At 58.8% G+C, this 25,488-nt stretch carries 19 protein-coding genes and 1 tRNA gene; 17 read left to right on the plus strand and 3 right to left on the minus strand.

Features of this window, described 5'->3' with window-relative positions; translation table 11 throughout:
- Nucleotides 1–35 precede the first annotated feature (35 nt).
- The 5 genes from HMPREF1494_RS02255 (at nucleotide 36) to HMPREF1494_RS02275 (ending at nucleotide 5,139) form a co-directional block, all read left to right on the plus strand.
- Nucleotides 36–1,670, plus strand: coding sequence for an ABC transporter substrate-binding protein (locus HMPREF1494_RS02255; RefSeq protein ID WP_034519103.1), 1,635 nt, complete (start codon nucleotides 36–38; stop codon nucleotides 1,668–1,670).
- A gap of 83 nt (nucleotides 1,671–1,753) precedes the next feature.
- A complete protein-coding gene (locus tag HMPREF1494_RS02260; RefSeq protein ID WP_034519105.1) occupies nucleotides 1,754–2,734 on the plus strand; it encodes an ABC transporter permease in 981 nt (326 codons plus the stop codon).
- On the plus strand, nucleotides 2,731–3,600 hold the full coding sequence (locus tag HMPREF1494_RS02265; RefSeq protein ID WP_034519106.1) for an ABC transporter permease: 870 nt from the start codon (nucleotides 2,731–2,733) through the stop codon (nucleotides 3,598–3,600). Before HMPREF1494_RS02260 ends, HMPREF1494_RS02265 begins: the two co-directional genes overlap by 4 nt.
- Complete coding sequence (locus tag HMPREF1494_RS02270; protein ID WP_034519107.1) at nucleotides 3,597–4,385, plus strand: ABC transporter ATP-binding protein; 789 nt, start codon at nucleotides 3,597–3,599, stop codon at nucleotides 4,383–4,385. Before HMPREF1494_RS02265 ends, HMPREF1494_RS02270 begins: the two co-directional genes overlap by 4 nt.
- Nucleotides 4,378–5,139 carry an ATP-binding cassette domain-containing protein gene (locus tag HMPREF1494_RS02275; protein WP_003836962.1) on the plus strand — a complete coding sequence of 254 codons (762 nt, stop codon included), beginning with the start codon at nucleotides 4,378–4,380 and terminating at the stop codon, nucleotides 5,137–5,139. The genes HMPREF1494_RS02270 and HMPREF1494_RS02275 overlap by 8 nt, the downstream gene beginning before the upstream one ends.
- Here HMPREF1494_RS02275 and HMPREF1494_RS02280 read toward each other — a convergent pair.
- Nucleotides 5,103–5,909: a histidine kinase gene (locus HMPREF1494_RS02280; RefSeq protein ID WP_003836959.1), complete on the minus strand. Its 807-nt coding sequence runs from the start codon at nucleotides 5,907–5,909 to the stop codon at nucleotides 5,103–5,105. The genes HMPREF1494_RS02275 and HMPREF1494_RS02280 overlap by 37 nt on opposite strands.
- 637 nt (nucleotides 5,910–6,546) lie before the next feature.
- Between HMPREF1494_RS02280 and HMPREF1494_RS02285 the strand changes: the two genes are divergently transcribed.
- The 5 genes from HMPREF1494_RS02285 (at nucleotide 6,547) to HMPREF1494_RS02305 (ending at nucleotide 12,134) form a co-directional block, all read left to right on the plus strand.
- Nucleotides 6,547–7,557 (plus strand): cystathionine beta-synthase, encoded by a 1,011-nt coding sequence (locus HMPREF1494_RS02285; protein ID WP_003836955.1) that lies wholly within the window; start codon nucleotides 6,547–6,549, stop codon nucleotides 7,555–7,557.
- Between the two features lie 72 nt (nucleotides 7,558–7,629).
- Nucleotides 7,630–8,811, plus strand: coding sequence for a cystathionine gamma-synthase (locus HMPREF1494_RS02290; protein ID WP_171843626.1), 1,182 nt, complete (start codon nucleotides 7,630–7,632; stop codon nucleotides 8,809–8,811).
- Nucleotides 8,812–8,828: 17 nt separating this feature from the next.
- Complete coding sequence (gene recQ, locus HMPREF1494_RS02295; RefSeq protein ID WP_034519108.1) at nucleotides 8,829–10,790, plus strand: DNA helicase RecQ; 1,962 nt, start codon at nucleotides 8,829–8,831, stop codon at nucleotides 10,788–10,790.
- 135 nt (nucleotides 10,791–10,925) lie between these two features.
- Nucleotides 10,926–11,411: an S-ribosylhomocysteine lyase gene (locus HMPREF1494_RS02300; protein ID WP_003836951.1), complete on the plus strand. Its 486-nt coding sequence runs from the start codon at nucleotides 10,926–10,928 to the stop codon at nucleotides 11,409–11,411.
- A 237-nt stretch (nucleotides 11,412–11,648) separates the two neighbouring features.
- Nucleotides 11,649–12,134: a GNAT family N-acetyltransferase gene (locus tag HMPREF1494_RS02305; protein ID WP_003836948.1), complete on the plus strand. Its 486-nt coding sequence runs from the start codon at nucleotides 11,649–11,651 to the stop codon at nucleotides 12,132–12,134.
- A 36-nt stretch (nucleotides 12,135–12,170) separates the two neighbouring features.
- Here the strand turns inward: HMPREF1494_RS02305 and HMPREF1494_RS02310 are convergent, their stop codons facing one another.
- Nucleotides 12,171–13,598, minus strand: coding sequence for an amino acid permease (locus tag HMPREF1494_RS02310; RefSeq protein ID WP_003836946.1), 1,428 nt, complete (start codon nucleotides 13,596–13,598; stop codon nucleotides 12,171–12,173).
- A 234-nt stretch (nucleotides 13,599–13,832) separates the two neighbouring features.
- On the opposite strand from HMPREF1494_RS02310, the gene alr reads away from it, so the two are divergent.
- The 4 genes from alr to HMPREF1494_RS02330 all read left to right on the plus strand — a co-directional run bounded on the left by alr (nucleotide 13,833) and on the right by HMPREF1494_RS02330 (nucleotide 20,360).
- The gene (gene alr / locus HMPREF1494_RS02315; RefSeq protein ID WP_034519109.1) at nucleotides 13,833–15,191 is read left to right on the plus strand and encodes an alanine racemase; all 1,359 of its coding nucleotides are present in this window, start codon (nucleotides 13,833–13,835) and stop codon (nucleotides 15,189–15,191) included.
- A gap of 98 nt (nucleotides 15,192–15,289) precedes the next feature.
- A complete protein-coding gene (locus tag HMPREF1494_RS02320; RefSeq protein ID WP_034519110.1) occupies nucleotides 15,290–16,543 on the plus strand; it encodes a deoxyguanosinetriphosphate triphosphohydrolase in 1,254 nt (417 codons plus the stop codon).
- A gap of 166 nt (nucleotides 16,544–16,709) precedes the next feature.
- The gene (dnaG, locus tag HMPREF1494_RS02325; protein WP_034519111.1) at nucleotides 16,710–18,791 is read left to right on the plus strand and encodes a DNA primase; all 2,082 of its coding nucleotides are present in this window, start codon (nucleotides 16,710–16,712) and stop codon (nucleotides 18,789–18,791) included.
- A gap of 372 nt (nucleotides 18,792–19,163) precedes the next feature.
- Nucleotides 19,164–20,360 carry an anion transporter gene (locus tag HMPREF1494_RS02330; protein ID WP_003836938.1) on the plus strand — a complete coding sequence of 399 codons (1,197 nt, stop codon included), beginning with the start codon at nucleotides 19,164–19,166 and terminating at the stop codon, nucleotides 20,358–20,360.
- Between the two features lie 67 nt (nucleotides 20,361–20,427).
- Here the strand turns inward: HMPREF1494_RS02330 and HMPREF1494_RS11640 are convergent, their stop codons facing one another.
- Nucleotides 20,428–20,928 carry a VanZ family protein gene (locus tag HMPREF1494_RS11640; protein ID WP_331279564.1) on the minus strand — a complete coding sequence of 167 codons (501 nt, stop codon included), beginning with the start codon at nucleotides 20,926–20,928 and terminating at the stop codon, nucleotides 20,428–20,430.
- Nucleotides 20,929–21,527: 599 nt separating this feature from the next.
- Between HMPREF1494_RS11640 and HMPREF1494_RS02340 the strand changes: the two genes are divergently transcribed.
- From HMPREF1494_RS02340 to HMPREF1494_RS02350, 3 genes are all read left to right on the plus strand, one after another.
- Nucleotides 21,528–21,601: transfer RNA gene (locus tag HMPREF1494_RS02340), tRNA-Arg, on the plus strand.
- A gap of 245 nt (nucleotides 21,602–21,846) precedes the next feature.
- On the plus strand, nucleotides 21,847–22,812 hold the full coding sequence (locus HMPREF1494_RS02345; RefSeq protein ID WP_034519114.1) for a DMT family transporter: 966 nt from the start codon (nucleotides 21,847–21,849) through the stop codon (nucleotides 22,810–22,812).
- 544 nt (nucleotides 22,813–23,356) lie between these two features.
- Entirely contained in the window at nucleotides 23,357–25,390 is a 2,034-nt protein-coding gene (locus HMPREF1494_RS02350; protein WP_034519115.1) for an elongation factor G, read from the plus strand.
- The last annotated feature ends 98 nt before the right edge of the window (nucleotides 25,391–25,488 follow it).

Genomic DNA, 25,488 nt, shown 5'->3' on the forward strand with positions numbered 1-25,488 from the left:
GGTCAACCGTGCATCGCAATCACATAGGAGCAGACATGTCGCAACCTTCAGGTGCGCACGGCGAAACCGGCGCAACCGAAACGAAGACCAATGCGGCGAGCACCGACGCGACGCTCAATGCGCGCGTCAAATCGCCGAAACCCAGCGGATTCAACAAGTGGATCCCCATCATCATCGCAGCCGTCGTCACACTCGCCGTCATCATCGGCATCGCGGTGGTGCGCAACGGCGGCAAAACCGACGGATCCGCCAACACTGCGAATACCGCCGATACCGTGACCATCGGGCTCAAACTCGCGCCCGTCAGCCTCGACATCCGCCACCAATCCGGTTCCGCCATCGAGCAGGTGCTCATCGGCAACGTCTACGAGGCGCTGCTGTCGCGCGATTCCGACAATCAGGTGCAGCCGGGGCTCGCCAAAAGCTGGGACATTTCCGAAGACGGCAAGACTTATACCTTCCATCTCAACAAGAACATGAGCTTCTCCAACGGCGACAAGCTCGACGCCGAAGACGTGGCATGGTCCATCAATCAGCTCAAGGAGCAGCAGTACTACAACGCCAATCAGGTGGCGAGCCTCGAAAAAGCCATAGCCGTCGACGCCGACACCGTGCAACTCACGCTGTCGAGTCCCGACTCCAACCTGCTATGGTACCTGACCGGCCGCCCGGGTCTCGTATTCGACAAGCAGGCCAAGTATGACGCGAAAACCGAGGCCATCGGCTCCGGGCCGTATACGGTCGAATCCTTCGACTCCAGCAGCAAGATGGTGCTCAAGGCCAATCCGAAGTATTGGGGCACCGCACACAAGGCCGTCACGCAGAACGTGATCCTGCGGTTCCTGACCGATGACAATGCGGCGGTCAACGCCCTGAAAAGCGGTGACGTGGACGTGCTCTCTCCGGTCAACGCCACGCTTGCGAAATCGCTGGACGCCAAAACCTACAAGGTTTCCGCGGCCGACGGCAGCGACAAATACGTGCTCGCCTTCAATTGCACCAACGCCAAGCTTTCCGACAAGCGCGTACGGCAGGCCATCCGCTACGCCATCAACCATAAGGAAATCATCGCCTCCAGAGGAGACGTCGACTATGCGCTCGGCGGTCCGATCCCATCCGTCGACCCCGGCTACGAGGACCTGACCGACCTGTACCCGTACGACCTCGACAAGGCCAAGTCCCTTATGGCCGAAGCCGGCTACTCCACCGACAAGCCGCTTACGCTCACCCTTACCTACGCCAATACGTACGGCACCGAACTCGGCGACCAGCTACGCAGCCAACTTGCCGACATCGGCATCGAACTGAACATCAACTATGTGGAATTCTCCACATGGCTGCAGGATGTGCACGCCAACGGCGACTACGAACTGTCGCTGGTGGACCATGCCGAAAGCCATGATTTCTACAAGTGGACCACGCCGGACTACTACTACCATTACGACAACAAGGAAGTGCAATCGCTGTATGCCAAGGCGTTGGCCGCGACCGACGATGCCTCCCGCGACGACTACCTCAGACAGGCGGCGAAGATCGTCAGCGAGGATGCGCCGGCGGACTGGCTGTTCGGATACCGCGTGAGCGTGGCCTATAGCAGGAACATCTCCGGATTTCCGGAGAAACTCAGCCAGACGGTACTGCCGCTGTGGCGGATATCCAAGGCGCAATAGCCTCTCGGCCACGAGTGGCGCATGCTGGCCTTCCGTTCGTGACGCTGACACGTTGCGATTTGAAATGGTGAAAGAGACATATCATGAGATTCCTCGGTAAGCGGCTTCTGCTGTTTGTGGGGGCGTTGGTAGGGTTATCGCTGCTGGTGTTTGCGCTGCTGCGAATCCTGCCGGGCGATGTGGCGGCCGTGGTGGCCGGCACCAATGCGACGGCGGAACGGTTGACGTCGCTGCGCGCACAGATGGGGCTGGATAAGTCGTATGCGGCGCAGTATGGCGATTGGGTGCTCGGCTTGCTGCACGGTGATCTCGGCACTTCCGTGGTCAGCGGCAAGGCGGTGTCCGCACAGGTGTCCTCGCGTGCTTCCGTCACCTTCCCGCTGATCGTGCTGAGCCTGTTGATTGCGCTGGCGATCGGACTGCCACTCGGCTGCGCGGCGGCGTTGACCCGCAATGTGCGGCTGCGCGGGGTGTTCCATGCGGCTGCGATCGTAGCCGGTGCGATTCCGGCGCTGTGGGGCGTCTTGCTGTTGATTCTGCTGTTCTCGAAGGGCATTGGACTGATGGGATTGCTGCCTTCGCAGGGATTCCCGGACGCGGGATGGGCCGCTCCGCTGAGCGCGATGGCCGCGCTGGTTTTGCCGGCTTTGGCCACAGGCATTACCGCCGGTGCTTCGATTATGCGTTACACGCGTGCCGCGGTGGGGGACATGGCTTCCTCCCAGGCGGTCGCCATGGCCATGGCGTGCGGCATGACACGCAGGCAGGCCGTGTTGCGTGTGGCTTTGCGTCTGGCGATTCCGCAGCTGGTGTCGGTGATTGGCCTGACCTTCGCGCAGATGGTCACCGGGGTGATGGTGGTGGAGAACCTGTTCGCGCTTCCTGGTCTCGGTTCGATGCTGGTCACCGACGTCGGCAATCGGGATCTGACCGCGGTGCAGAGCGAACTGTTCCTGCTGGCGGCGTTTTTCCTGTTTCTGGGACTGCTGGTCGACCTGCTGCATCGCATGCTCGATCCGCGACTGAAGAATGCGACCATTGGTTCGGGTGAGGTGCTTTCATGAACGATCGTATGCATGCCCTGCGAGTCGTGCTGCAATCCATGTGGAACCGTGCGGGCGGCCGCTATGCGCTTATCGTGATGGGTCTGTGGCTGCTGGTGTCGGCGATTTCATTGGCATGGACGCCGTATTCGCTGTTGGCCACCGACGGTTTCAACACATGGGGCTCGCCGTCCTCTGCGCACCTGTTGGGTACCGATGGTGTGGGTGCGGACGTACTGAGCTGGCTGATGGCCGGTTCTCGTACGAATCTCATGATCGCCGTGCTTACGGTGGCGGTCTCGGCCGCGTTCGGCCTGCTGCTCGTCGCCGCCATGGTGTCGCGTCATGGCGCGTTCTCATCGGTTTCCGTGGTCGTCGTGGATGCGTTGATTTCGATTCCGACGGTACTCGTCGCACTGATTCTGTCCGTACCGTTCGGCGCGTCCGCGGTGGTGATTGTCGTTGCCTGCGGATTCGCGTACGGGCTGAATCTGGCGCGAATCCTAAGACCTTCCGCTCTGCTGGCCGCACGTTCGGCATACGTGGAATCGGCCATATGGTCGGGAGCCGGCCCGATTCGCGTGTTCTTCACGCATATTGTGCCGAACACGTTGCCGGTACTGTCGGTGCAACTGTCGATGAGCGCCGGAACCTCGCTGCTTGCGGAGGCCGGCCTGACCTATCTCGGCGTCGGCGTCGGCGCGGGCGTCCCCAGCTGGGGACATTCCCTTGCCACATCCGTGCGGTTCATCAGCATCCACCCGTTGGCCGTGGTATGGCCGGGCCTGGTCGTGACGCTTGTGGTCATAGCGTTGAATCTGTTCGGCGATGCCCTGCGTGACGCCATCGATCCGCTGGTCAATCCGGCATTGAGGGAGGTCGCATGAGCGTAACCATCCGCAATCTCACCATCGTCATCGGCGGCAAAGCGATCGTCAGCCATGTCGATCTGGATATCGCCGACGGCGAGCGCGTCGGACTGATCGGCTCGTCGGGTTCCGGCAAATCCATGATTGCCAAGGCCATGATGGGGCTGCTGCCAGCCACTGCGCAGGTGAGTGGCTCCATCGAAATGGGTGGCAGGCGGATCGTCGGCGCCACCGACGCCGATATCGCCGATTTGCGTGGACGTTATGTGGGCATGGTGTTCCAGAATCCGGCTGCGGCGCTGAATCCGGTGATGACCGTGGCACAGCAGATCGGCCTTCCCCTGTATCTGCATTACGATCTGACGGCGGCGGAACGTGCGGAGCGCATCAGGGTCATGCTTGCCAAGGTGGGGCTTGACGAGGATGTGTTGCGCAAATATCCGCATGAACTGTCCGGCGGCCAGCAGCAACGCGTCGGCATCGCGACCGCGCTGGTCACCTCCCCTCATCTGATCATTGCGGACGAGCCGACCACGGCGCTGGATTCCATCACCCAGCGGCAGATCGTCGGCTTGTTGACTTCGCTGGTGGACGATGCCGGAGCCTCCATGCTGTTCATCACGCATGATTTTGCGGTATTGCATCATGCGACCACACGATGCTATGTGCTTGAGCGCGGCGGCATCATCGAATCGGGGGCAACGGCGGATCTACTGGCTTCGCCGCATACCGGGCAGGCCATACGGCTGGTTGAGGCGGCTCGGGAACTGTCGCTTACGATGAAGGAGTCCGATCGTGTCTGACATCGTGTTGCAGGGGCGTGGCATCGACAGGTATTTCGGTTCGGGAAAGCACCGCAGGCAGGTGTTGTTCGGTGTCGATATCGATGTCTATGCGGGTGAGTGCCTGGCGGTGATCGGCGGTTCCGGTTCCGGTAAAACCACGCTTACGCGGGTGTTGCTCGGACTGGAATCCTCGGATGGCGGCGACATCACCTATCAGGGGGTTGGCATCGTTGGTGGCGCGGAACGATTGCGCCGGCAGTCTGGTCTGGTGTTCCAGGACCCGTTCGGCTCCCTTGACCCACGTTGGCGTATTGAACGTTCCATCGCCGAGCCGTTGCGTCTGCATCATCCCGACTGGTCGGACGAGCGCGTGGGCGCCCGCGTGGCCGAGTCGTTGCGTATGGTCGATTTGGATCCGAAGGATTTCCTCAACCGTTTTCCCATGGATCTTTCCGGCGGGCAGGCGCAACGTGCGGCGATAGCGCGCGCCATCGTGGATCATCCGCGGATTCTGCTTGCCGACGAGCCGATGAGCGCCATTGACGTGGCCGCAAGAATCCGAATTCTTGATTCCTTCCGGCGAATTCGACAGGCGGAGCCGGACATGGCGTTGATTATGGTCTCGCATGATCTTGGTGTGGTACGGCATATCGCCGACCGCATCATGGTACTGCATGACGGACGGGTGGAGGAGAGCGGCCTGACCGGTGAGGTGCTGGACGCTCCGCGGCGCGACTACACCCGTGAGCTGATTCGGGCGGCCTCGCTGTAACCGGTGCGATTTGGCTGGCCCGTCCGTTGCGCGATGGTCAACATGAGCATTGCGTGATCGGCATCCCGTTGTACGACCAGATCGCCGCCGCATAGCATCCGCATCCGTTCGCGGACGTTGCTGAGATCGATGATCGCCTGCCGGTCGTCCTTCAGACGGGTGCATGGCGCGTCGGACATGACCTGTACGTACCAGTATTGCCGTTCCTTCCATGAGCTGACCGTCAGATGAAGGCCGCTTTTGGAAGTTCTGCCATAGAGCAGCATGTATTCGATGACTGTCTGCAAGGACATGGGAGGAATCCGGAACGCTTGCTCCTCGAGTCGCCAATCGACGTGGATGGTTTCCGTCGGATCGAGTTGCTCCAACTTGATGTATGACTTGCAGAAAGCGACCTCGTCGATGAGCGGTACGGTCTGGTCGTTGCCGAATACCGACAGATTGCCACGCAGATATGCGGAGAAGTCGGCGATGATGCGGCGGGCCTTGGAGGGATCCTCATCGCATAGCTCCTCAATGGCGGTCAGTGAGTTGAAGATGACATGCGGCTGCCCGGCGAGTGTGATGGTTTTGCTGATGGCCAGATCGATTTCGTGCTGCAGTGCGCGTTGCGCGTTGCGACGTTCATGCAGCACGTACAGGAGTACCAGCGCCATCAATGTCCCGATGATGAGGGTGATGACGGCCAGATGCCGCAATTCGATGACGTACGTTGAATCCGCGGACGCGAATGCCCATGCGAATGGGTTTCGTACGTGTGTCGGATTCATGTTCCCCCCTGATGCCCGAGTACGCGGGTTCCTTCTCTTGTGCACCATAGCGGATGAACCGTATCGGAAGCGTATCTGACGACCCTGTAAGGCGGCGTCAAGTCCAAGATGCCGTTTGTGCGGAAACGATGGGGAGAGGTCAGTAGGTTCATCGGTAAGGTCATTCATGCCGGTCTTTGCGAAATCGGTTAAGCGTCGAGCGTTCACGTGTCGCAGCTGTTGCCGGTGTGGTGGTGACCGTGTTGCGCAGGGGGTGACACGCCGATGTCCGAGGGTGTGGTATTGTTTGAGCCATGTTCAATTTCTCATGTTGTTGCTGTCGCTGACCAACCGCCCGAGGGGCGCGCGGTTCATCGACGCATAACTTGAGATAGGACATTCTTCATCGTCTGCATGCTGCAGACGGTTGTGAATCGTCAGCCTTCCGTTCTTCCACCGGCATGAGTGCCGCGGTTGGAAAACATGCGCAACGCAACGAATCCCATAACCATGTACGGTGCGGACGAGCGAAGAACATACGACATCACAACGGGTCCCGTTTCAACACTGCACGTGACATCGCGAGCTTCTCGAACACAACGAACACGACGCTTGAATATCGAAAGCCCCCGAAACCACACTGCACAAAGGAAACGCCATGACCATCCACGATTCCCTGGCCGAACTCATCGGCAACACCCCGCTCGTCAAACTCAACCATGTGACCGACGGCATCAAGGCCACCATCGCGGTCAAGGTCGAATACTTCAATCCGGGCGGTTCGTCCAAGGACCGCATCGCCGAACGCATCATCGATGCGGCCGAGCGAAGCGGCGAACTAAAGCCCGGCGGGGTGATCGTGGAACCGACCTCCGGCAACACCGGCGTAGGTCTGGCTCTGGTGGCGCAGCAGCGCGGTTACCGTACCATCTTCACCCTACCCGACAAGGTCTCCGAAGCCAAGCGCGCCGTACTGCGCGCCTATGGGGCCGAAGTGGTCGTGACCCCCACCGACGCCGGTCCGGACGACCCGCGTTCCTATTATCAGGTGGCCGAACGCCTCGCCAAGGCGATTCCCGGCGGCTATCGCCCGAACCAGTACGACAATCCGAACGGCCCGGAAAGCCACTACCACACCACCGGCCCGGAAATCTGGCAGGCCACCGACCATAAGATCACGCATTTCGTGGCCGGCATCGGCACCGGCGGCACCATCTCCGGCACCGGCCGATACCTGAAGGACGTTTCCGACGGAGCCGTGCAGGTCATCGGAGCCGATCCGGAAGGCTCCATCTATTCCAATCCCGACGACGTGCACCAGTACAAGATCGAAGGCGTCGGCGAGGACTTCTATCCCAAGGCCTTCGACCGTGGGCTGCCTGACGAGATCGTGCAGGTGAACGATGCCGAAGCCTTCGAAATGACCCGTCGACTTGCAGGCGAGGAAGGCCTGCTGGTCGGCGGCTCGTCCGGCATGGCCGTCGTGGCAGCCATCAAGTACGCCCGCGAGCACGATTTGGATGAGCGCCAGACCGTCGTAGTGCTATTGCCGGATTCCGGTCGTGGATACATGGAGAAGATCTTCGACGACGACTGGATGCGCGCCAACGGCTTCGCCGACATCGTGGAACGCACCACCAAACCAAGCTTGGCCGAGCAGTACCTGTAATACCGGCCATCCATCATCATGTCAATCATCCGTTCAACCCAGACCATCCGCTACTTCCAAGGAGTTCCCATCATGACCATCTCGACCAACACCGCAGCCCTGAACGCCACCGCACTCGCCACCCGTGCCATCCACGCCGGACAGGAACCCGACCCGACCACCGGAGCCGTGGTCACGCCGATCTACATGACCTCCACGTTCAAGCAGGACGGCGTCGGCGGGCTACGCGGAGGCTACGATTACAGCCGTTCCGTCAACCCGACCCGCAACTCCTTCGACGAGCAGCTCGCCGCAGTGGAAGGTGCCAGGTATGCGCTGAGCTTCTCCTCGGGCCTGGCCGCCATCGATGTACTGCTGCGTTCCACCATCAGGCCGGGCGACAACATTCTGCTCGGCAACGACGTGTACGGCGGCACCTATCGATTGCTGTCCAAGGTGTTCGTGCCGTGGGGCATCGGCCTCGATGTGGTCGACATCACCGACACTGCGGCCGTCTCCGCCGCGCTGGGCAAGAAGCAGTACAAGTACATCTGGGTCGAAACCCCCTCCAACCCGTTGCTGAACATCACCGACATCGCCGCCACCTCCGCAGTGGCGCATGCGCACGGCACCAAGGTGGTCGTGGACAACACGTTCGCCTCGCCGGTATTGCAGCATCCATTGGCCGACGGTGCCGACGTGGTCGTCTACTCCACCACCAAGTACATCGGCGGCCACTCCGACGTGGTCGGCGGCGCCGTGGTCCTCAACGACAAGGAGACCCGAGACGAGGTGGCCTTCCTGCAGAACGCAGCCGGTGCCGTGCCGTCCCCGTTCGACTCCTGGCTCGACATCCGAGGCCTGAAGACCCTTGACTTGCGTGTCAAACAGCACAGCCGCAATGCGCTCAAGGTGGCGCAGTGGCTCGAAACCCGTCCGGAAGTGGAACGTGTATGGTATCCGGGTCTTGAATCCCATCCGGGACACGAGATCGCCGCACGTCAGATGCACGGCGGCTTCGGCGGCATGATCTCCGTGCAGATCGCGGCCGGTTTCGAAGCGGCCAAGAAGTTCGCTGGCGCCACCGAAGTGTTCACGTTGGCCGAATCCCTGGGCGGTGTGGAATCGCTGATCGAACATCCGGGTGCCATGACCCACGCCTCCGTGGCCGGTACCACCCTTGAAGTGCCTGCCAATCTGGTTCGCCTGTCCGTCGGGCTCGAAGACGCCGACGACCTGATCGCCGACCTCGAGCAGGCGTTCCGCCAAATCTGATTGCTACACTAAGGGGCATGACGGCAATAACGGATTCCCGGGCACTGGACGCACTGAAACAATACTTCGGCTATGAAGCGTTCCGTCCCGGGCAATCCGGCATCGTCGGCTCCATCATCGCCGGACGCGACGTGCTCGGCGTCATGCCGACCGGTGCGGGCAAGTCCGTCTGCTACCAGATTCCAGCCACAATCCTGCCGGGCGTCGCCATCGTCATCTCACCGCTGATCTCGCTGATGCGCGATCAGGTCGATGCCTTGAACGACGCCGGCATTCCGGCCGCGTTCATCAACACCACGCAAACGCCGGACGAACAGTCGTCCGTATTCGCGCAGGCCTCGGCAGGCTTCATCAAACTGCTGTACGTCGCTCCGGAACGTTTGGAAACCGAACGTTTCCGCAACTTCGCAAGCCGTACGCCAATCTCATTGGTCGCCGTCGATGAGGCACACTGCGTATCCCAGTGGGGACAGGATTTCCGCTCGTCCTACCTCGGCATCGGCGAATTCATCGCAAACCTGCCGGCACGTCCGACCGTAGCCGCATTCACCGCGACCGCAACGGAACGTGTACGTCACGACATCGTCTCCATGCTGGGATTGCGCGACCCGGATGTGACCGTCACCGGCTTCGACCGACCGAACCTGTATTTCGACGTCATCAAGCTGGAAACCAGGCATAAAGCCTTCTGGGTGGCAAAATACGTTGCCGAACATGCCGACGAATCCGGCATCGTCTACTGCGCGACACGCAAGGAAACGGAGGCGCTCGCGGCCTCGCTCAACCATGCCGTGGCGGAATTGCGCGCGGCGGACGGTGCCGATCCGGGGCAGGCGGGTCCCATCGCGGTCGCCTATCATGGCGGCATGTCCCCGGACGTGCGTGAGCGGGCGCAACGTGACTTCGTGACCGACCGTGTGCCTGTGGTCGTGGCCACCAACGCATTCGGCATGGGCATCGACAAATCGAATGTGCGCTACGTGATCCACCACAACATGCCTGAATCCATTGAAGCCTACTATCAGGAGGCGGGCCGTGCCGGCCGTGACGGCGAACCCAGCCGCTGCACGCTACTGTGGAACGAATCCGACATCGTTACGCGTCGTCGACTGCTTGACTCTGACTATGAGAACGAACGACTGACGCCCGACGAGCAAGAAGTCGTACGTAGGGCCAAGCGCCGTCTGCTCGACGCCATGGTCGGATACTGCCGTACCACCGACTGCCTGCATATCTATATGACCCGTTATTTCGGCGAGAACGATACGGTCGGCGGCACGTCTGACGGCAAGTGCGCAGGTGGCTGCACCAACTGCGAGCACACCTTCGAAACCGTGGACGTCACCGAAACGGCACGAGCCATCAGCCGATGCGTGCACGATGTGAATCAGAACGTCGGTATGGGCAAGATCGTCAAGATTCTGCGTGGTTCGAAAGCGCAGGATCTGAGCTATCTCAATCCGGAGAGCATGCCTACGTTCGGTATGCTCGAAGGTGTGTCGGAGGCGCGCATACGTGATGTGCTCAGTCAGATGGCAACCGACGGATTTCTGTTCATCTCAGAAGGACGTCTGCCGATCGTGAAATTCGGAACGCGCGCGGCGGAGACGGTCGCACCGGGATTCCATTACGAAATCAAGAAAATCGAGCGCACAAGCCCCACGAAACGTGGAGGAGCGGCACGTGGAACGTCTTATGAGGCAGGCGATGAGATAAGCTCCACTGCGGTTGGCTCCTATATTCCCGATGATGATGCCGAGGCGTTGTTCCAAAGGCTACGCGAACTGCGCCTCGACATCGCACGCGAAATCGGCAAACCGCCGTACATCGTGTTTTCCGACAGGACGTTGCGCGACATGGCACGGATGCGCCCGGTCACCAATGCGCAATTCCTGGCCGTCAATGGCGTGGGCGACAACAAGCTCAGACTGTATGGCGAGCGGTTCATGAATCTGATCCGTTCGATCAATGCCGGCTGAGCGTGGCCTTTCCGCCGGATTGCAGCGCGTTATCGGCAAAACGCATGACGCTTCGGTTGACTGCGCCCCATGAAACGACAACAGTAGGAACGAACATCGCTTATGCGGGACAGTTCGCAGGAAAGGACAACAGCAATGGCAGACGACAAGCCGGTCGTGGAAAGCTTCCAATTGGACCACACCAAGGTGAAGGCGCCGTATGTGCGTTACATCGATACCGAAAAAGGACCGAACGGCGACGTGGTGTCCAACTATGACCTGCGTTTGGTGCAGCCGAACGAGAACGCCATCCCCACCGGCGGATTGCACACCATCGAACACACCATCGCGGTACTGCTGCGCGAACGTATTCCGGGCTACATCGACTGCTCGCCCTTCGGATGCCGTACTGGCTTCCATCTGCTGACCTGGGGTGAACACTCCACCGAGGATGTGGCCAAGGCTCTGAAGGAGGCGCTGGAATTCATCGCTTTCGAAGCCACTTGGGATGATGTGCCGGCCACCACCATCGAAAGTTGTGGCAATTATCGCGATCACAGCCTGTTCACGGCGAAGGAATGGTGCAGAGACATTCTCTCCAAGGGCATCAGCTCTGATCCGTTTGAGCGCAAGCTGGTATGAGAAGGCTATCTGCCTTATAGATGGCACGTATTCGTCGTATATCAGGCGAAAAGCCCGGGAAAGATACCCCCTAAGTGGCAATTTGCCCTAGGTATCTGCCATCTATAAGGCAGATAGCTGGATGTGTGCGGCCTGTGCAGTGAGCATGGTATTTTTGACGCTCGGAATACGAGAGAACGAATCAGAGGTGAACAGGTGAGCGAGACCATTCCTGAACGGCGCTTCCGCCGCGCCACGATGGCTGATCTTCCGATCATGTTGGAGATTTACCGGCATGCGCGTGAACTCATGGCCGCCAACGGTAATCCCACGCAATGGGGCAGCACATTCCCGCGCGAGGAAGTGGTTCGTGAGGACATCGAGATGCAGCGTACCATACTGCTGGTCGACACCGTTGACGGCAAGGAGCGTGTGCTCGCCCAATTCGCCCTGTGCCTAGGCATTGATCCGACCTATGTGAACATTGACGGTGCCTGGTTGGATGACGACCCATATGTGACCATCCACCGCATCGCCTCGTCCGGGCTCGGTAAAGGTGCCGCCAAGGACTGCATCAATTGGGCCCTTGAACATTACGGCAACGTGCGTGCGGATACGCACCCGAACAACAAGGCCATGCAGCACATCTTCGAATCCAATGGATTCGCGCGCTGTGGTCTGATCCAGCTGCTGGATCGATCCACCGATACCACACGTATCGCCTATCAGCGCCACGAGTGGTGATAAAAAAATGCTCCCCATCGGGGAGCATTTTTTTATTTAGAACAGGCCCGGTTCGTTCAGCTTGGAACGCTTGCGGCTATACGCGAAGTACACAATCAGACCGAGTCCGAACCACACGGCGAAACGCACCCAGGTTTCCCAGTTGAGGCCGAGAATCAGCACGAAGCAGAACACGATGGCCAGAATCGGCGTGAACGGTACGCCGGGAGCCCTGAATCCACGGTGCGCATCCGGCTGGGTCTTGCGCATCCACAGAATGCCCGCCGATACGATGATGAACGCGGACAGCGTGCCGATGTTCACCAGTTCGAACAGTACGTTGATGTTGATGAAACCGCCGGCGACAGCCGTCAGAATGCCGAAGAACCAAGTACCCTTGAACGGGGTGCGATACTTCGGGTGCACTTCGCCGAAGAACTTCGGGAACAGGCCGTCACGGCTCATGGCGTAGCAGATACGGGACTGGCCGTACAACTGGACCAGCATCACGGTGGTCATGCCGAGCAACGCGCCCAGGTTCACGATGAATGCCAGCCAGTTGAGACCCGTTTCGAGAATCACGCCTGCGACCGGTGCGTCGATGAACTTCGCGAATTCCTTGTACGGTACCACGCCGGTCATGATGAGCGTCATGATGATGTACAGCACGGTCGACAGCGCCAACGAGATGAGAATGCCGCGCGGCAGCGTCTTGTTCGGATTGATGGTCTCCTCGGCGGAGGATGACACCGCGTCGAAGCCGATGAAGCTGAAGAACACAATCGATGCGGCCGGCACGATGCCGTATGGCTGCGTCGAACCCGGCTGGAACGTGTAGATGCCGTAAGGGGAGAACGGCTTCCAGTTGGCGGGGTTCACATACCAGACGGTGCACACGATGAACAGTACGATGATGGCCAGTTTGATCAACACCATGATGTCATTGGCCTTCTTCGTCTGGTTGATGCCGATCGACAGCAGCCATGTGATGACGAGCACGATCACGAAGCCCGGCAGATTGAAGTAGGTGGTGACTCCCGGCGTGGTACCGTAGGCGGCGGTCAGCTCGACCGGCAGATGCAGTCCGAAGCCTTCCAGCAGCTTGTTGAAATAACCGGACCAGCCGGCGGAGACGGTGGCTGCCTGCAACGCATATTCCAGAATCAGATCCCAGCCGATCACGAAGGCGATCAGTTCGCCGAACGCGAGATACGCATACGAGTAGGCGGAACCGGAGACCGGTGCCATCGCGGCGAATTCCGCATAGCACAGGCCGGCAAAACCACAGCAGATGGCCGCCAACAGAAAGGAGATGCACAGTGCCGGGCCTGCGGTGAGAGCGCCCTTACCGGTGAGCACGAAGATGCCGGTGCCGATGATGGCGCCGATGCCCAACATGGTAAGGTCAAAAGTTTTCATTGTTCGCTTGAGCGGGGTCGACTCGGAGACGAGTTGATCCACAGATTTCTTGCGAAATAGATCCATGGTCTTCTTTTCCCTTTAAATGGATTCCTTATGGGCTGAACCGGACGGATTTCCGGGACTCTGGCACGCCTCAACGCCAGAAATCAAATGGGTCTTCCTAACAGCATCGAAAGACCTCGTGTATGGAGAGTGTAAAGACCGGCCGCGGACAAAATCGTGGAAACCGCGTGAAATGTCTCATAATCCGCGTGTGCGCAACATGGCACGTCACACAACGGCGTAACAATAGGAGCCATGACTTTGAGCGCTACACGTGAATGGCAATTCTCATCCGACCAGGGCAAGGCGAATTATGAGGCGGCCCGTCGGCGGTATCCGGCGCAGGCGATCGTCGATCTAGCCGCGTTGCGTGACAACATGCGCCACTTGGTGAGCGTGGTCGGCGGACCGAATTCGGGTACGGCCGTGATGGGCGTGGTCAAAGCCGACGCCTATGGCCATGGCCTGATTCCTGCAGCCTTGGCTGCCTTGGCGGGCGGCGCGACTTGGCTCGGCACCGCACAATCGCATGAGGCGCTCTTGCTGCGCAAGGCAGGTATCGGCTTGGACCGCTGCCATATTCTGACATGGGTCTACAACGGCACCGCGGTGCCGTTCGATGAGCTGGTTGCCAACGATATCGACGTTTCCGTCGGTTCGCTTGGTGGTATCGACGGCGTGGCCGAGGCCGCGCGTCGTCTCGGCAAAACCGCCCGTGTGCATGTGAAGGTCGATTCCGGTTTCGGACGTAACGGCTTCACTCCGGCCGGTTTCGACGCGGCACTCGCCAAGTTGGTGCCGCTCGTCAAGGAGGGCGTGTTGCATGTCGTCGGCCAGTGGAGCCATCTGGCTGTCGCGGATGCGCCGGACGTGCCGGAATTCGTAGCCTCCACCGACCGTCAGATTGAGAATTTCAAGGATTTCACCCGCCGTATGGAAGCGGCCGGCATCGCCCCGGAGATTCGTCATCTTGCCAATACCGCCGCCACGTTGAGCCGTCCGGAAATCCATTTCGAGCTGACCCGTCCGGGCATCGGCCTGTACGGTTACGAGGCGGATCCGGCCATGGGCACGCCCGGTACGTATGGTCTGAAGCCGGCCATGACTTTGCAGGCGCAGCTCGGCACCGTCAAGGATGTCGAGGCGGGACATGGCATCTCCTATGGCCGCACCTATCTGACCCCGACCGACACTTCCACGGCGATCGTACCAATCGGGTATGCGGACGGCATTCACCGTTCCGCTTCCGGCTTCGATATGGAAGGTGCCAAGCATGTGGTCAAGGCTGGCGGCCCGGTGCGTGTGATGACCGCTGAAGGCCCGCGTCTGTACCGTGTGTCCGGCCGGGTATGCATGGACCAGTTCATTCTTGACCTGCATGGCTCCGCGGATGCGCTCGGCATCCACGAGGGAGATACGGTGGAACTGTTCGGTCCGGGTCGCGGCGAGGATTACGCCGAGCCCACCGCCGACGATTGGGGCCGTGCCGCCGACACCATCAGCTATGAGATCTTCACCTGCCTGCGCAATCGCATCCCGCGCCTGTACGAGCATGCCACGGAGGTGCTGTCCGCCGAAGATCTCGCCAAACTCGATTCGAACAGTATTCTGTAAAGTACCTGATTCGTCGGAACGATGGGTGCCAGTCGAGCGCCTGCCGGCGGGAGCGGTTGGCCTTCAGGCCGACCGGGGTGTGCTGAGCGGAGGTGCCCATGACGGTTGGTTACACGTCTTTCGATGAAGAACGGTGGGCCCCGGAACCGCCGAAATCCAGTACGCGCACCGCCTTCCAGCGCGATCGGGCCCGGCTGATTCACTCGTCGGCGCTCCGTAGGCTCGGCGCGAAAAGTCAGGTGTTGGTGGCCGGTACCGACGATTTCGTACGAACCCGACTCACGCACACGTTGGAGGTTGCGCAGATTGGCCGTCAGATTGGCGCCTCCCTCGGCTGTGATCCGGATGTGGTCGACTGCGCCTGTCTCGCGCACGATCTCGGCCACCCGCCGTTCGGACACAACGGAGAGCGTGTGCTTGCTGAAATCGCGGAACATATCGGCGGTTTCGAAGGCAATGCGCAAACCTTGAGATTGCTCACCCGGCTCGAACCGAAAATACTGTTTCCCGATGGGCGCCCCGCCGGAGTGAATCTGACACGTGCGGCGCTTGACGCCACCGTCAAATACCCGTGGACCTACGCCGAGGCCGCCGAGCATCCCAAAGGGGAACGCAGCGCGAAATTCTGCGTCTACCCGGATGACGGGGGAGTGTTCGAATGGCTCAAGCAAGGCGCTCCCAAGGCTGCGAGGCCGGTCGAGTGCCAGGTCATGGACCTGTCTGACGACATCGCCTACAGCGTGCATGACGTGGAGGACGCCATCGCCACCGGATCGTTCAATCCGGACGTACTGCACGAAAGCAGTGTGATCGACGCCGTCATTGAGGATTCGCGTAGCTGGTACGGCCGGCAGTGGGATCCCGACCAGCTTGTGGCGGCATTTCATCGTATGCATCATCGTGGCACTTTTCCCGGCTACTTTGACGGATCGCGCCATTCGCTGGCAGCCCTGAAGAATATGACCAGCGACCTGATCGGACGGTTCGCGAACTCCGTCGAAGCCGCGACGCGGGACGTGTACGGCAGTGATCCGCTCACCCGCTACCATGGCAATCTCATCATCCCTGAGGAAACCAGCTACGAAATCGTGGCGTTGAAAGGCATCGCCGTGCATTTCGTGATGGCCCCGGGCGAACGTGAACCGATGCATGATGCGGAACGACGGATTGTCGCCGATCTGGTCGAAGTGTTCATGGCTGACGATCCGCGCCCCTCCAGCGCGCTCGAAAGCGTGTTTCTCGACGATTGGAATGAGGCCGCCGACGACAACGCCCGCCTGCGCGTCGCAATCGACCAGGTCGCCAGCCTCACCGACACCTCCGCACTGGCCCTTCACTCCTTGCTTTGCTGACGGGCGGACAAACGACAACCCCAAGCAATCCCAGTTCTTTCCCGCTTCCTGGCGCAGCGGCGGATGCGATGCGCGATCGCGGTCTTGGCCGAACGGCCTTGATCGTGCCGTGCGTTGCATGCGCCGCGTAGTCATAACCTGTGGGCACGCTGGTACTCTGGAACGTATGCCGGGAATGATTCTGAAGGAAGATGTCGAAAAAGTACGTGCCGCAGCCGATCTGTATGACATCGTGTCCGCAACGGTCACGCTCAAACCTTCCGGAACCGGCACTTACGTAGGCCTATGTCCCTTCCATGACGAGAAGACCCCGAGTTTTTCGGTGCGTCCCGCGCTCGGCGTGTGGCATTGTTTCGGCTGTGGCCTCGGCGGCGACGTGTTCGGCTATGTGGAGCAGCAGGAAAACATCGACTTCCGTGATGCGGTGGAATTGCTGGCCGACAGGTACCATATCGAGTTGCGTTACGATCAGGCGAACGCCAAGCCCGAGCATGCCGGTTCGAAGCGTGCCCGTCTGCTTGAAGCGAACGAAGCGGCGCAGGAGTTCTTCGTATCGCAGTTGATGACCAGAGAGGCGCTTGCCGCCCGCAAACTGCTCGATGGCCGTAATTTCAGCCAGGCTGACTGCCAGCGATTCGGCTGCGGATACGCGCCGCAGGGTTGGGACAATCTCGTACGCCATCTGGCGGGCAAGGGCTTCACGCAGAAGGAGATGCTCGATGCGGGACTTGCACGTCAGGGTCAGCACGGCGTCTACGATTATTTTCGCGGGCGTGTGACCTGGCCGATTCGCGATTCGACAGGCCGTACGCTTGGTTTCGGCGCGCGCAAGCTGTATGAGGATGACGCGATCAACGCGAAGTACATCAATACCCCCGATACGCAGTTGTATCGCAAGAACCAGGTGCTGTACGGCATCGATATGGCAAAATCCGCGATCGTGAAGAAGCGTCAGGTGGTGATCGTCGAAGGCTACACCGATGTGATGGCCATGCATCTGGCCGGCATCGATACCGCCATAGCCACTTGCGGTACTGCGTTCGGTGCCGAACATGCCAAGATCGTGCGGCGTCTGATTGCCGATGATTCGCTGGGAGCCGTACAGTTGGTCGGACCTTTGAAGGTCGAAGGTCAGGCATTGAGCTCGCGCATCGTATTCACTTTCGATGGCGATGCGGCCGGGCAGAAGGCCGCCATCCACGCGTTTGGCTTGGACTCGGCGTTTCTGTCGCAGACCTTCGTGGCCGTGGCCGATGACAACCTCGATCCATGCGACCTGCGCATCAAACGGGGCAATGAGGCGGTGCGTTCTCTGATTGAGCAGGCGAAACCGCTGTATGACTTTGTGATCGAGGCGGCGATCGGCCGGTTCGACACCACCTATACGACCGGTCAGATGGGGGCGGTCAAGGCGGTCGCGCCGCTGATCGCGCAGATTCGGGATCGTTCGCTGTTGGACCTGTACACCCGCAAGGCGGTTCGTCGTATCGGCATCGATCTGGACATCATGCAACGTGAAGTGCGCGATGCCCGTCGTAAGCTCAACGTACGCGATGACGATGCCTACGCGCCGAAACGACGCTACGTCGGTGGCAACGCCGTGGAACAGCGCGTGGAACAAGGTGCCAACCCGTATGCGAATCGCTCCGTGCGGAAGGCCTTGGAGCATCGTGACGCCACCGAGCAGACCTACTACCGTATCGATGATGCCGTGTTCATCTGCGAACAGCAGTTCATGGCCACGCTGATTCAGGTGCCGCGTGCCGTGGAGCCGAGCATGTTCGCAGGGCTCACATTGTCGAACTTCATTACGCCGGTGTTCCGTTCGTTGTTCCAGGCCGTGGCCGCGGCAGGTGGCTTGCCGAGCGAGGATACGCCGCAAGGTCTGTGGATGCATAATCTGACCAAGGCCGGCGGGCCGATGCTCGAATCGGTAATCAACGAGCTGGCGGTCATGCCATTGCCGCTGCCGCCGAGCGAAGACGACATGAACATGGGCCGGGCGTCGCGGGAGCAGGAAGGTGCCGTGCAGCTGCGCAAACCGACGGATGCCGAACGGCGTTATGCCTCCGAGCTGCTGGCCCGCCTGCTAGACATGGGTCTTATGCGTAAGATCGGTGCGGCCAAGCGTCGTATGGCGCAGTTGCCGGATGGCGGTGAGAAGATCGAGTTGCTCGGTCAGGTCACGAACATGGAGGCCCTGCGCAAGGATCTGCAGGCGAAGGTGTACGGCAACAACATCGCCTGACGAAGGTTTGCCGAATGATCCACCCACTTAGGTAGGAGCCCGTCATGGGCGTCTTCGTGCATGTCGGCGTGTCGTTTGGTGAACGGAAGGTGACGAAAGCGAACCGGTGCTGAACGCTATCCGAACAATAGACGAAATCCTTGTTGAAGACTTTATCAATAACAGGTCCATGGCAATGCTTTTGGGTGTTTTGCCGGTTTGCAATGGCATAAGGCAGTAAGGCGGAGTGGTCGAAAAACGTTGGAATGGTCGGAATTTCAGCACGCCGAGGCCTTATGATAGGCGGAGTTTCGGGTAAAGTGGGTACGGCATTTGATGAACATAGCTCACTGTTGCAGACGATGTTGCAGGTGAGGATTCCTGGAGGAATGGATGCGACGTTTGGTGGTCAAGGTCCTGAAGAACGAGACCATTCTCGTAGTGGCTTCCATACTCGCCGTGATCTCGTGCTTCATCGTTCCGCCGGATAAGGAGTATGCCGGCTATATTCATGCCAGCACCATCTCGCAGCTCATCTGCCTGATGTTGGTGGTGTGCGGGTTCCAACGCATCGGTGTGTTCCGTATCATCGGCTCGCGTCTGCTGCATCATGTCAGCACCGCACGCGGTCTGGTGATCACGCTGATTTCGCTCACCTATTTCTCCGGCATGCTGATCACCAACGACGTGGCATTGGTCACGTTCATCCCGTTCGCGTTGGCCGTGCTCACCATGGCTCATATGGAGGAGCATGCGGTGCTCGTCGGCACGCTGATGACGGTCGGTGCGAACGTCGGCAGCATGCTCACCCCGATCGGCAATGCGCACAACCTGTATCTGAAGGCGCTTACCGGCATGCCATCATCTGAAATGATCGGCATCATGGCACCATATTCGGCGACCGCGGCGGTGCTACTGGTACTCATCACTTGCGTGGTATTCGGCAAGAAGCCGGTTTCCGAATTCTCTTCGATCGACGGTGTCGGCATCGAACAGAACGTGCTCGCTCCTCGCGCCGACCAGCCGCAGCCGGATGAGATCCGCGTGACCGGCTATGGTGCCGGTTATGGCGGCTGGCGCACGCTGGTATATTGTGCGCTGTTCGTGGTCTGCCTGCTCGCGGTGAGTGATTTCATTCCGCTGTGGGTCATGTGCGTGATCGTGGTGGCGGCCTTTCTGCTGTGCGATCGCCGCGTATTCCGCAATGTCGATTGGGGACTGCCGCTTACGTTCTGCATGTTCTTCATCTTCATCGGCAACATGAAGCGTGTGCCGGAATTCTATGAGCTGGCGGCCTCGCTGGTGGGCGCGCACCCGCTGGAGGTGTCCGTAGTCTCCAGCCAGTTCATCTCCAACGTGCCGACCACGCTGTTGCTCTCCGGCTTCTGCGACCAGTGGCGTGAGCTGATCATCGGCACCAATCTGGGTGGCATGGGTACGCTGATCGCATCCATGGCCTCGCTGATTGGCTACAAGAATGTGGTGCGCAAGTATCCGAACAAGAAGGGCCGCTATCTGGCCGTCTACTCCGCGGTGAACGTGCTGTTTCTCATCGTGCTCGTAGGATTGAGCTGGATTATCGAGCCGTGAGCCGGTTGTGACTGGGCGATTCGATGGATTGTCCGCGGTGTCGGACATATCGTCGAATTCAAGGGCGTCATCGTTTGCTGATGGTGACGAAGTTCCCTTGTCTCTGCATGCTCCATCCGCGGGAATCGGCATGGTTTTGCGCAAGAAAGCCAAGGGCGAAGCCAAAGGTGTTGAGCAGGATGTCATCAACGTCGAAAATACCCAGATGCAAGATGCTTTGGATGAGTTCGCAAATCGTAATGAATGCGAGGAAAAGCAGGATCGTGACTTTGGGGGACTGACACTTCCATGCCAGCATAAAGCCTATTGGCATGAATGCAAGCATGTTGAACAGAACTGTGAGAGGTGCTTGAAGGAGTTCTTGGACAATCAATAATGGGTTAACATTAAAGCCGGATATTCCTCTACTTTTAAGCATTATTATTGCAAAAAATAATAAAAGATATAGTGCAGTGATGAAATATAGCAATAGAACATGAATTTTACCTATGCAGATTTGATATGTAAGCAGTGCCGTGATTAATGAGCAACAGGTAAGCAAGGCGATGATGCATACGTGGGATTGCATGAAAGGATGGAGCGATCCCAGTATGGATTCAATGGTTTGCCATATTTCGATGCAATCCACAAGCGCAAAACGAAATAGAAAAAAAGGATAGCACGCCAATGCAGACGGCGACAAGCAAAGATTCTCTGCGTTTCATTCGTTGACTCTTTCGCCGCTGTGAATGATAAGGCATTATCTGTCGCGCGGCCGGTATGCGGTACTTTCAAATCCTTATGCGGGTAATTCTACTTCGGTCGCCAATGGTGTGACAATTACCGTGAATTACGGGCAGACTCGTAATTATAGGGCGAACTGCGGCATAGCGGTCTGTGCGGTAAAGAGGGGCGTAGGGATGTGGTCCCATTGTCTTGCGGGGCGTTCGAGTAAGATGCATCTGGGTTTTCACTGTAAAAACACCGGGTGAGGGAGCGTATAAACTTCGTTGCATCTCCTCTGCTGCCCTAATGGTATGGGTTCGCAACGAGCGACATGTTATCGATGATTAAGCTCAGGGATGCCGGATTGCGCTTGTTGATGAGGGGAATGTGACGGGGTGGGGCAGAATTGTTGATGTGTCAAGTTGGCAACCGCGTGTGAACTGACTATACTGAATCAGGTTTGGCCCTGTAGCTCAGCTGGATAGAGCATGTGACTTCTAATCTCAAGGTCGGGAGTTCGAGTCTCCCCGGGGTCACGATCAAGTCCTCGCCCCCATACGGAGCGGGGACTTTTCCATAGTTCCCCCAATCTACCGACGCTAAGATACGCCTCACCATCGGTAGATTGGGAGAACATTCAATCCACCGACGCTGACATGCCATCTACCGTCGGTGGATTAGGATCTTTCCCAATCCACCGACGCTGACGGGTTCTTAGCGTCGGTAGTTTGGAAATTGCATCCTACTATAGTGACGTGCTGGAGGAAGAAGGAGTCAAGGCATGCTGCAGTTGCTGTTGGGTGTTTTTTCGGGTTCCATTACGCCGGTGCAAACAGCGGTGAACGCGCGTCTGGGCCGTTCTGTCGGTTCACCCTTGCGTGCCTCAATGGTGTCGTTCAGTGTGGGGCTGCTGTCGATGCTGGCCATTGTGTTGGCGACGGGGCCTTATCCGTTGTTGTCGGCTACGGCGGCGGACGGCCCATGGTGGATGTGGCTCGCCGGTGTGTTCGGCGTGACGTTCCTGACCGGCAACGTGCTGCTATTGCCGAAATTAAGTAGTTTGAGGACCGTGATCATGCCGGTCACGGGGCAGATCGTCATGGGATTGCTGATCGACGCTTTTGGCTGGTTCGGCGCACAACAGCGGGCGATTTCACCGTTGCGTGTATGCGGCACGGTTCTTGCAATGGCGGGTTTCCTGCTTGCCGTCATGGGGGTCGGTCTGCAGCTGGGTCATCGAGATGCGGCGGATGATGCAGGAGTGAGACGACATGTCGATCCGCGAGCTTCGCACGATGTGCTTGCGATGGCGCTATGGAGTTTGGCAGGGGTATCCTTCGGCATGTGTTCGGCTGTTCAAACGGCCTTGCTCGGCAGACTTGGCGTCTCGTTGGGATCTCCCGCCAAAGCTTCGTTGGCCTCCTTTGTCGTCGGGCTGGCTGCTCTGACGATTGTGGTGGGTCTGGTCGACCATACCTACAGCCTCGGCGATGCGCTGGAAAAAGGCAACCCATGGTGGATGTGGGTCGGCGGATTGCTGGGGGCGACTCTGGTGATGTGCAATGCATATCTGTCCTCGGAAATCGGCACCGGTATGACGGTCATGCTCATATTGCTCGGGCAGGTTGGCGGAGGGCTTGTGGTCGACCGATTCGGCCTGTTGGGAGTACCTCGCAAACATGTACGAGCCGCCCAATACATCGGGGTGATTCTCGCCGCAATGGGTATTGTTCTCAAAGCCTTGTGAACACCGTGGCTATGAGTTTGCGTGGTGCAAACCCTTTCGCGTGTGTTCGGTCGATGCGACGATGAGGGGTTCCCGTAATGATGCCAACATCCTGTTTGATTGGTTGAGGGGATAAATAATCCAGTGGGTGGATGATGTATCCCATTCACAAACCCTGCAGCGGGATGATTGCGCCAGTCACTGGAGAAATCGGGACGTTGAGAAGCCATTTGCAGGGGTGATTGTTCCAGTGACTGGATGATTTGGTGCATTGCGGGGGCGTCCAGCGGGATGATTCATCCACAGGCCGGATGATTTGGGACGCTGAGAAGTCTGTGAACGGGGTGATTGTTCCAGTGTCTGGATGTTTCGGGACTCTGAGTGGCTTGCGAGCGAGGTGATTCACCCACAAGCTGGAATAATTTGGACGCTGAGCCATCCGAGATCGTTGGCACATGGCCAAGGATGGCGGCATTGCACGTGCCCTTCGCGACGGCGATTGCGATTGTTGAGACAGGGGCGGTGTGTATGTTGTTGATAGGTTAGTCGGCCTGTGGGAGGGATTATGAAACGAATCGTCACCGGCATTCTGGCACATGTGGATGCGGGTAAGACCACATTGTCGGAGGCGTTGCTCTATGCCACCGGTCAGGTGCGCAGGCTTGGCCGTGTGGATCATGGCGATGCGTTTCTCGACACGAATGCAATGGAGCGTCAGCGCGGCATCACCATCTTCACCGAACCGGCCATCATCAAAGCGGACGGTCTGACGCTGACCCTGCTTGACACTCCAGGCCACGTCGATTTCTCCGCCGAAACGGAACGCACCCTGCGTGTACTCGATTATGCGATTCTGGTGATCTCCGGCACCGACGGCATTCAGGGTCATACCGAGACGCTGTGGCGATTGCTGGCACGTTACCAAGTGCCCACTTTCGTCTTCATCAATAAGATGGATGCGCCCGGTGCCGATAAGGCGACATTGTTGAACCAACTCAAGCAACGTTTTTCCGATGGCTGCATCGACTTTACGGGTTTCACCGGTGCAGGGGAGCGGGGCGCAGACAATCCCGCGTTTGCGGATGCCATGGAAGCAATCGCCATGCAGGACGAATCCGCCATGAACGCCTACCTCGAAGCCGGAACCGTTTCGGATGAAACCATCCGTACCATGATCGTGCATCGCGAGATCTTCCCTTGCTTCTTCGGTTCGGCTCTGAAAATGGAAGGCGTCGAAGCATTCATGTCAGGCTTCGAACGATACGTTGAAGAGCCTTGCTACGGCAACGAATTCGGAGCGCGTATATATAAGGTGTCACATGATGCGCAAGGCAATCGCCTGACTTGGTTGAAAGTGACGGGCGGCGACTTCGCGGCGAAGGCATTGCTGACCGGCACGGTGCGGGTCGGTTCCGCCACGGCAGGTGACGGTTCGTGCGGTGAAAACGGTACATGGCATGAAAAGGCCGATCAGGTGCGTGTCTACTCCGGTGCGAAATTCACCACGGTTGACACGGTTCCGGCCGGTACGGTGTGTGCGGTGACGGGCTTGACACGGACATTCCCCGGCGCAGGCCTGGGCTTTGAACGCAACGGTGAGAGTCCGATACTGCAGCCGGTGCTCACCTACACGCTGCTGCCAGGAGAGTGTGACATCCACAAATGCCTCGTGGCGTTGCGCGAGTTGGAGGATGAGGATCCGCTACTGCATGTCGTGTGGCAGACGCGTCTCGAAGAAGTGCACTTGCAGTTGATGGGTGCCGTACAGCTGGAGATTATCCAGCAGATGATGCACGACCGTTTCGGATTGGACGTTTCGTTCGGTCCGGGCAGCATTCTCTACAAGGAGACGATTGCCAAACCGATTGAAGGCGTGGGCCATTTCGAACCGTTACGTCACTATGCGGAGACCCATGTGCTGCTTGAGCCGTTGCCGGCCGGAAGCGGCATGCGGTATGCGACCGTGTGCAGCGAGGACGTGCTTGACCGTAACTGGCAGAGACTGATTTTGCAACATTGTCAGGAACGTGAACATCTGGGTGTGCTTACCGGCTCGCCTATCACCGATATGAGGATTACGTTGTTGGTCGGCCGTGCGCATCTGAAACATACGGAGGGCGGTGATTTCCGCCAGGCTACATATCGTGCGATCAGGCAGGGCCTGATGGAAGCGAAGAAGCAGGGCGATTGCCGTCTGTTGGAACCGTGGTATGGCTTCCGTCTGGAAGTACCGCAGGACATGGTCGGTCATGCCATGGCTGACGTGCAGCGGATGGGTGGCACATTCGAGACTCCGAGTCCCGATGGTGAGTACATGGTATTGGATGGCACCGCTCCGGTGGCCGAAATGCAGGACTACGCGATGGATGTGAACGCCTACACGCATGGCCGCGGACATTTAAGTTGCGTCTTCGCCGGATACCGTCCCTGTCATAATGCCGATGAGGTGATTGAGAATGCGGCATACGATCCTGAAGCCGATCTGGAAAACACGCCGGATTCGGTGTTTTGCGCGCATGGTGCGGGCTATCCGGTCAAATGGTACAAGGTGCCGGAATTCATGCATCTCGGCTATGCGTGGAGTGGCATGGGGGAGTAGGAAGCATCGTCGGGTTGTCCCGATTATCGTCGGCGCATGATGGGGACAACCCGACGGTAGTCTGATGCGGTGAAAAGAAAAACCCCAGTATCGAATGA

Source organism: Bifidobacterium sp. MSTE12, from assembly GCF_000513015.1.
GTDB lineage: Bacteria > Actinomycetota > Actinomycetes > Actinomycetales > Bifidobacteriaceae > Bifidobacterium > Bifidobacterium dentium.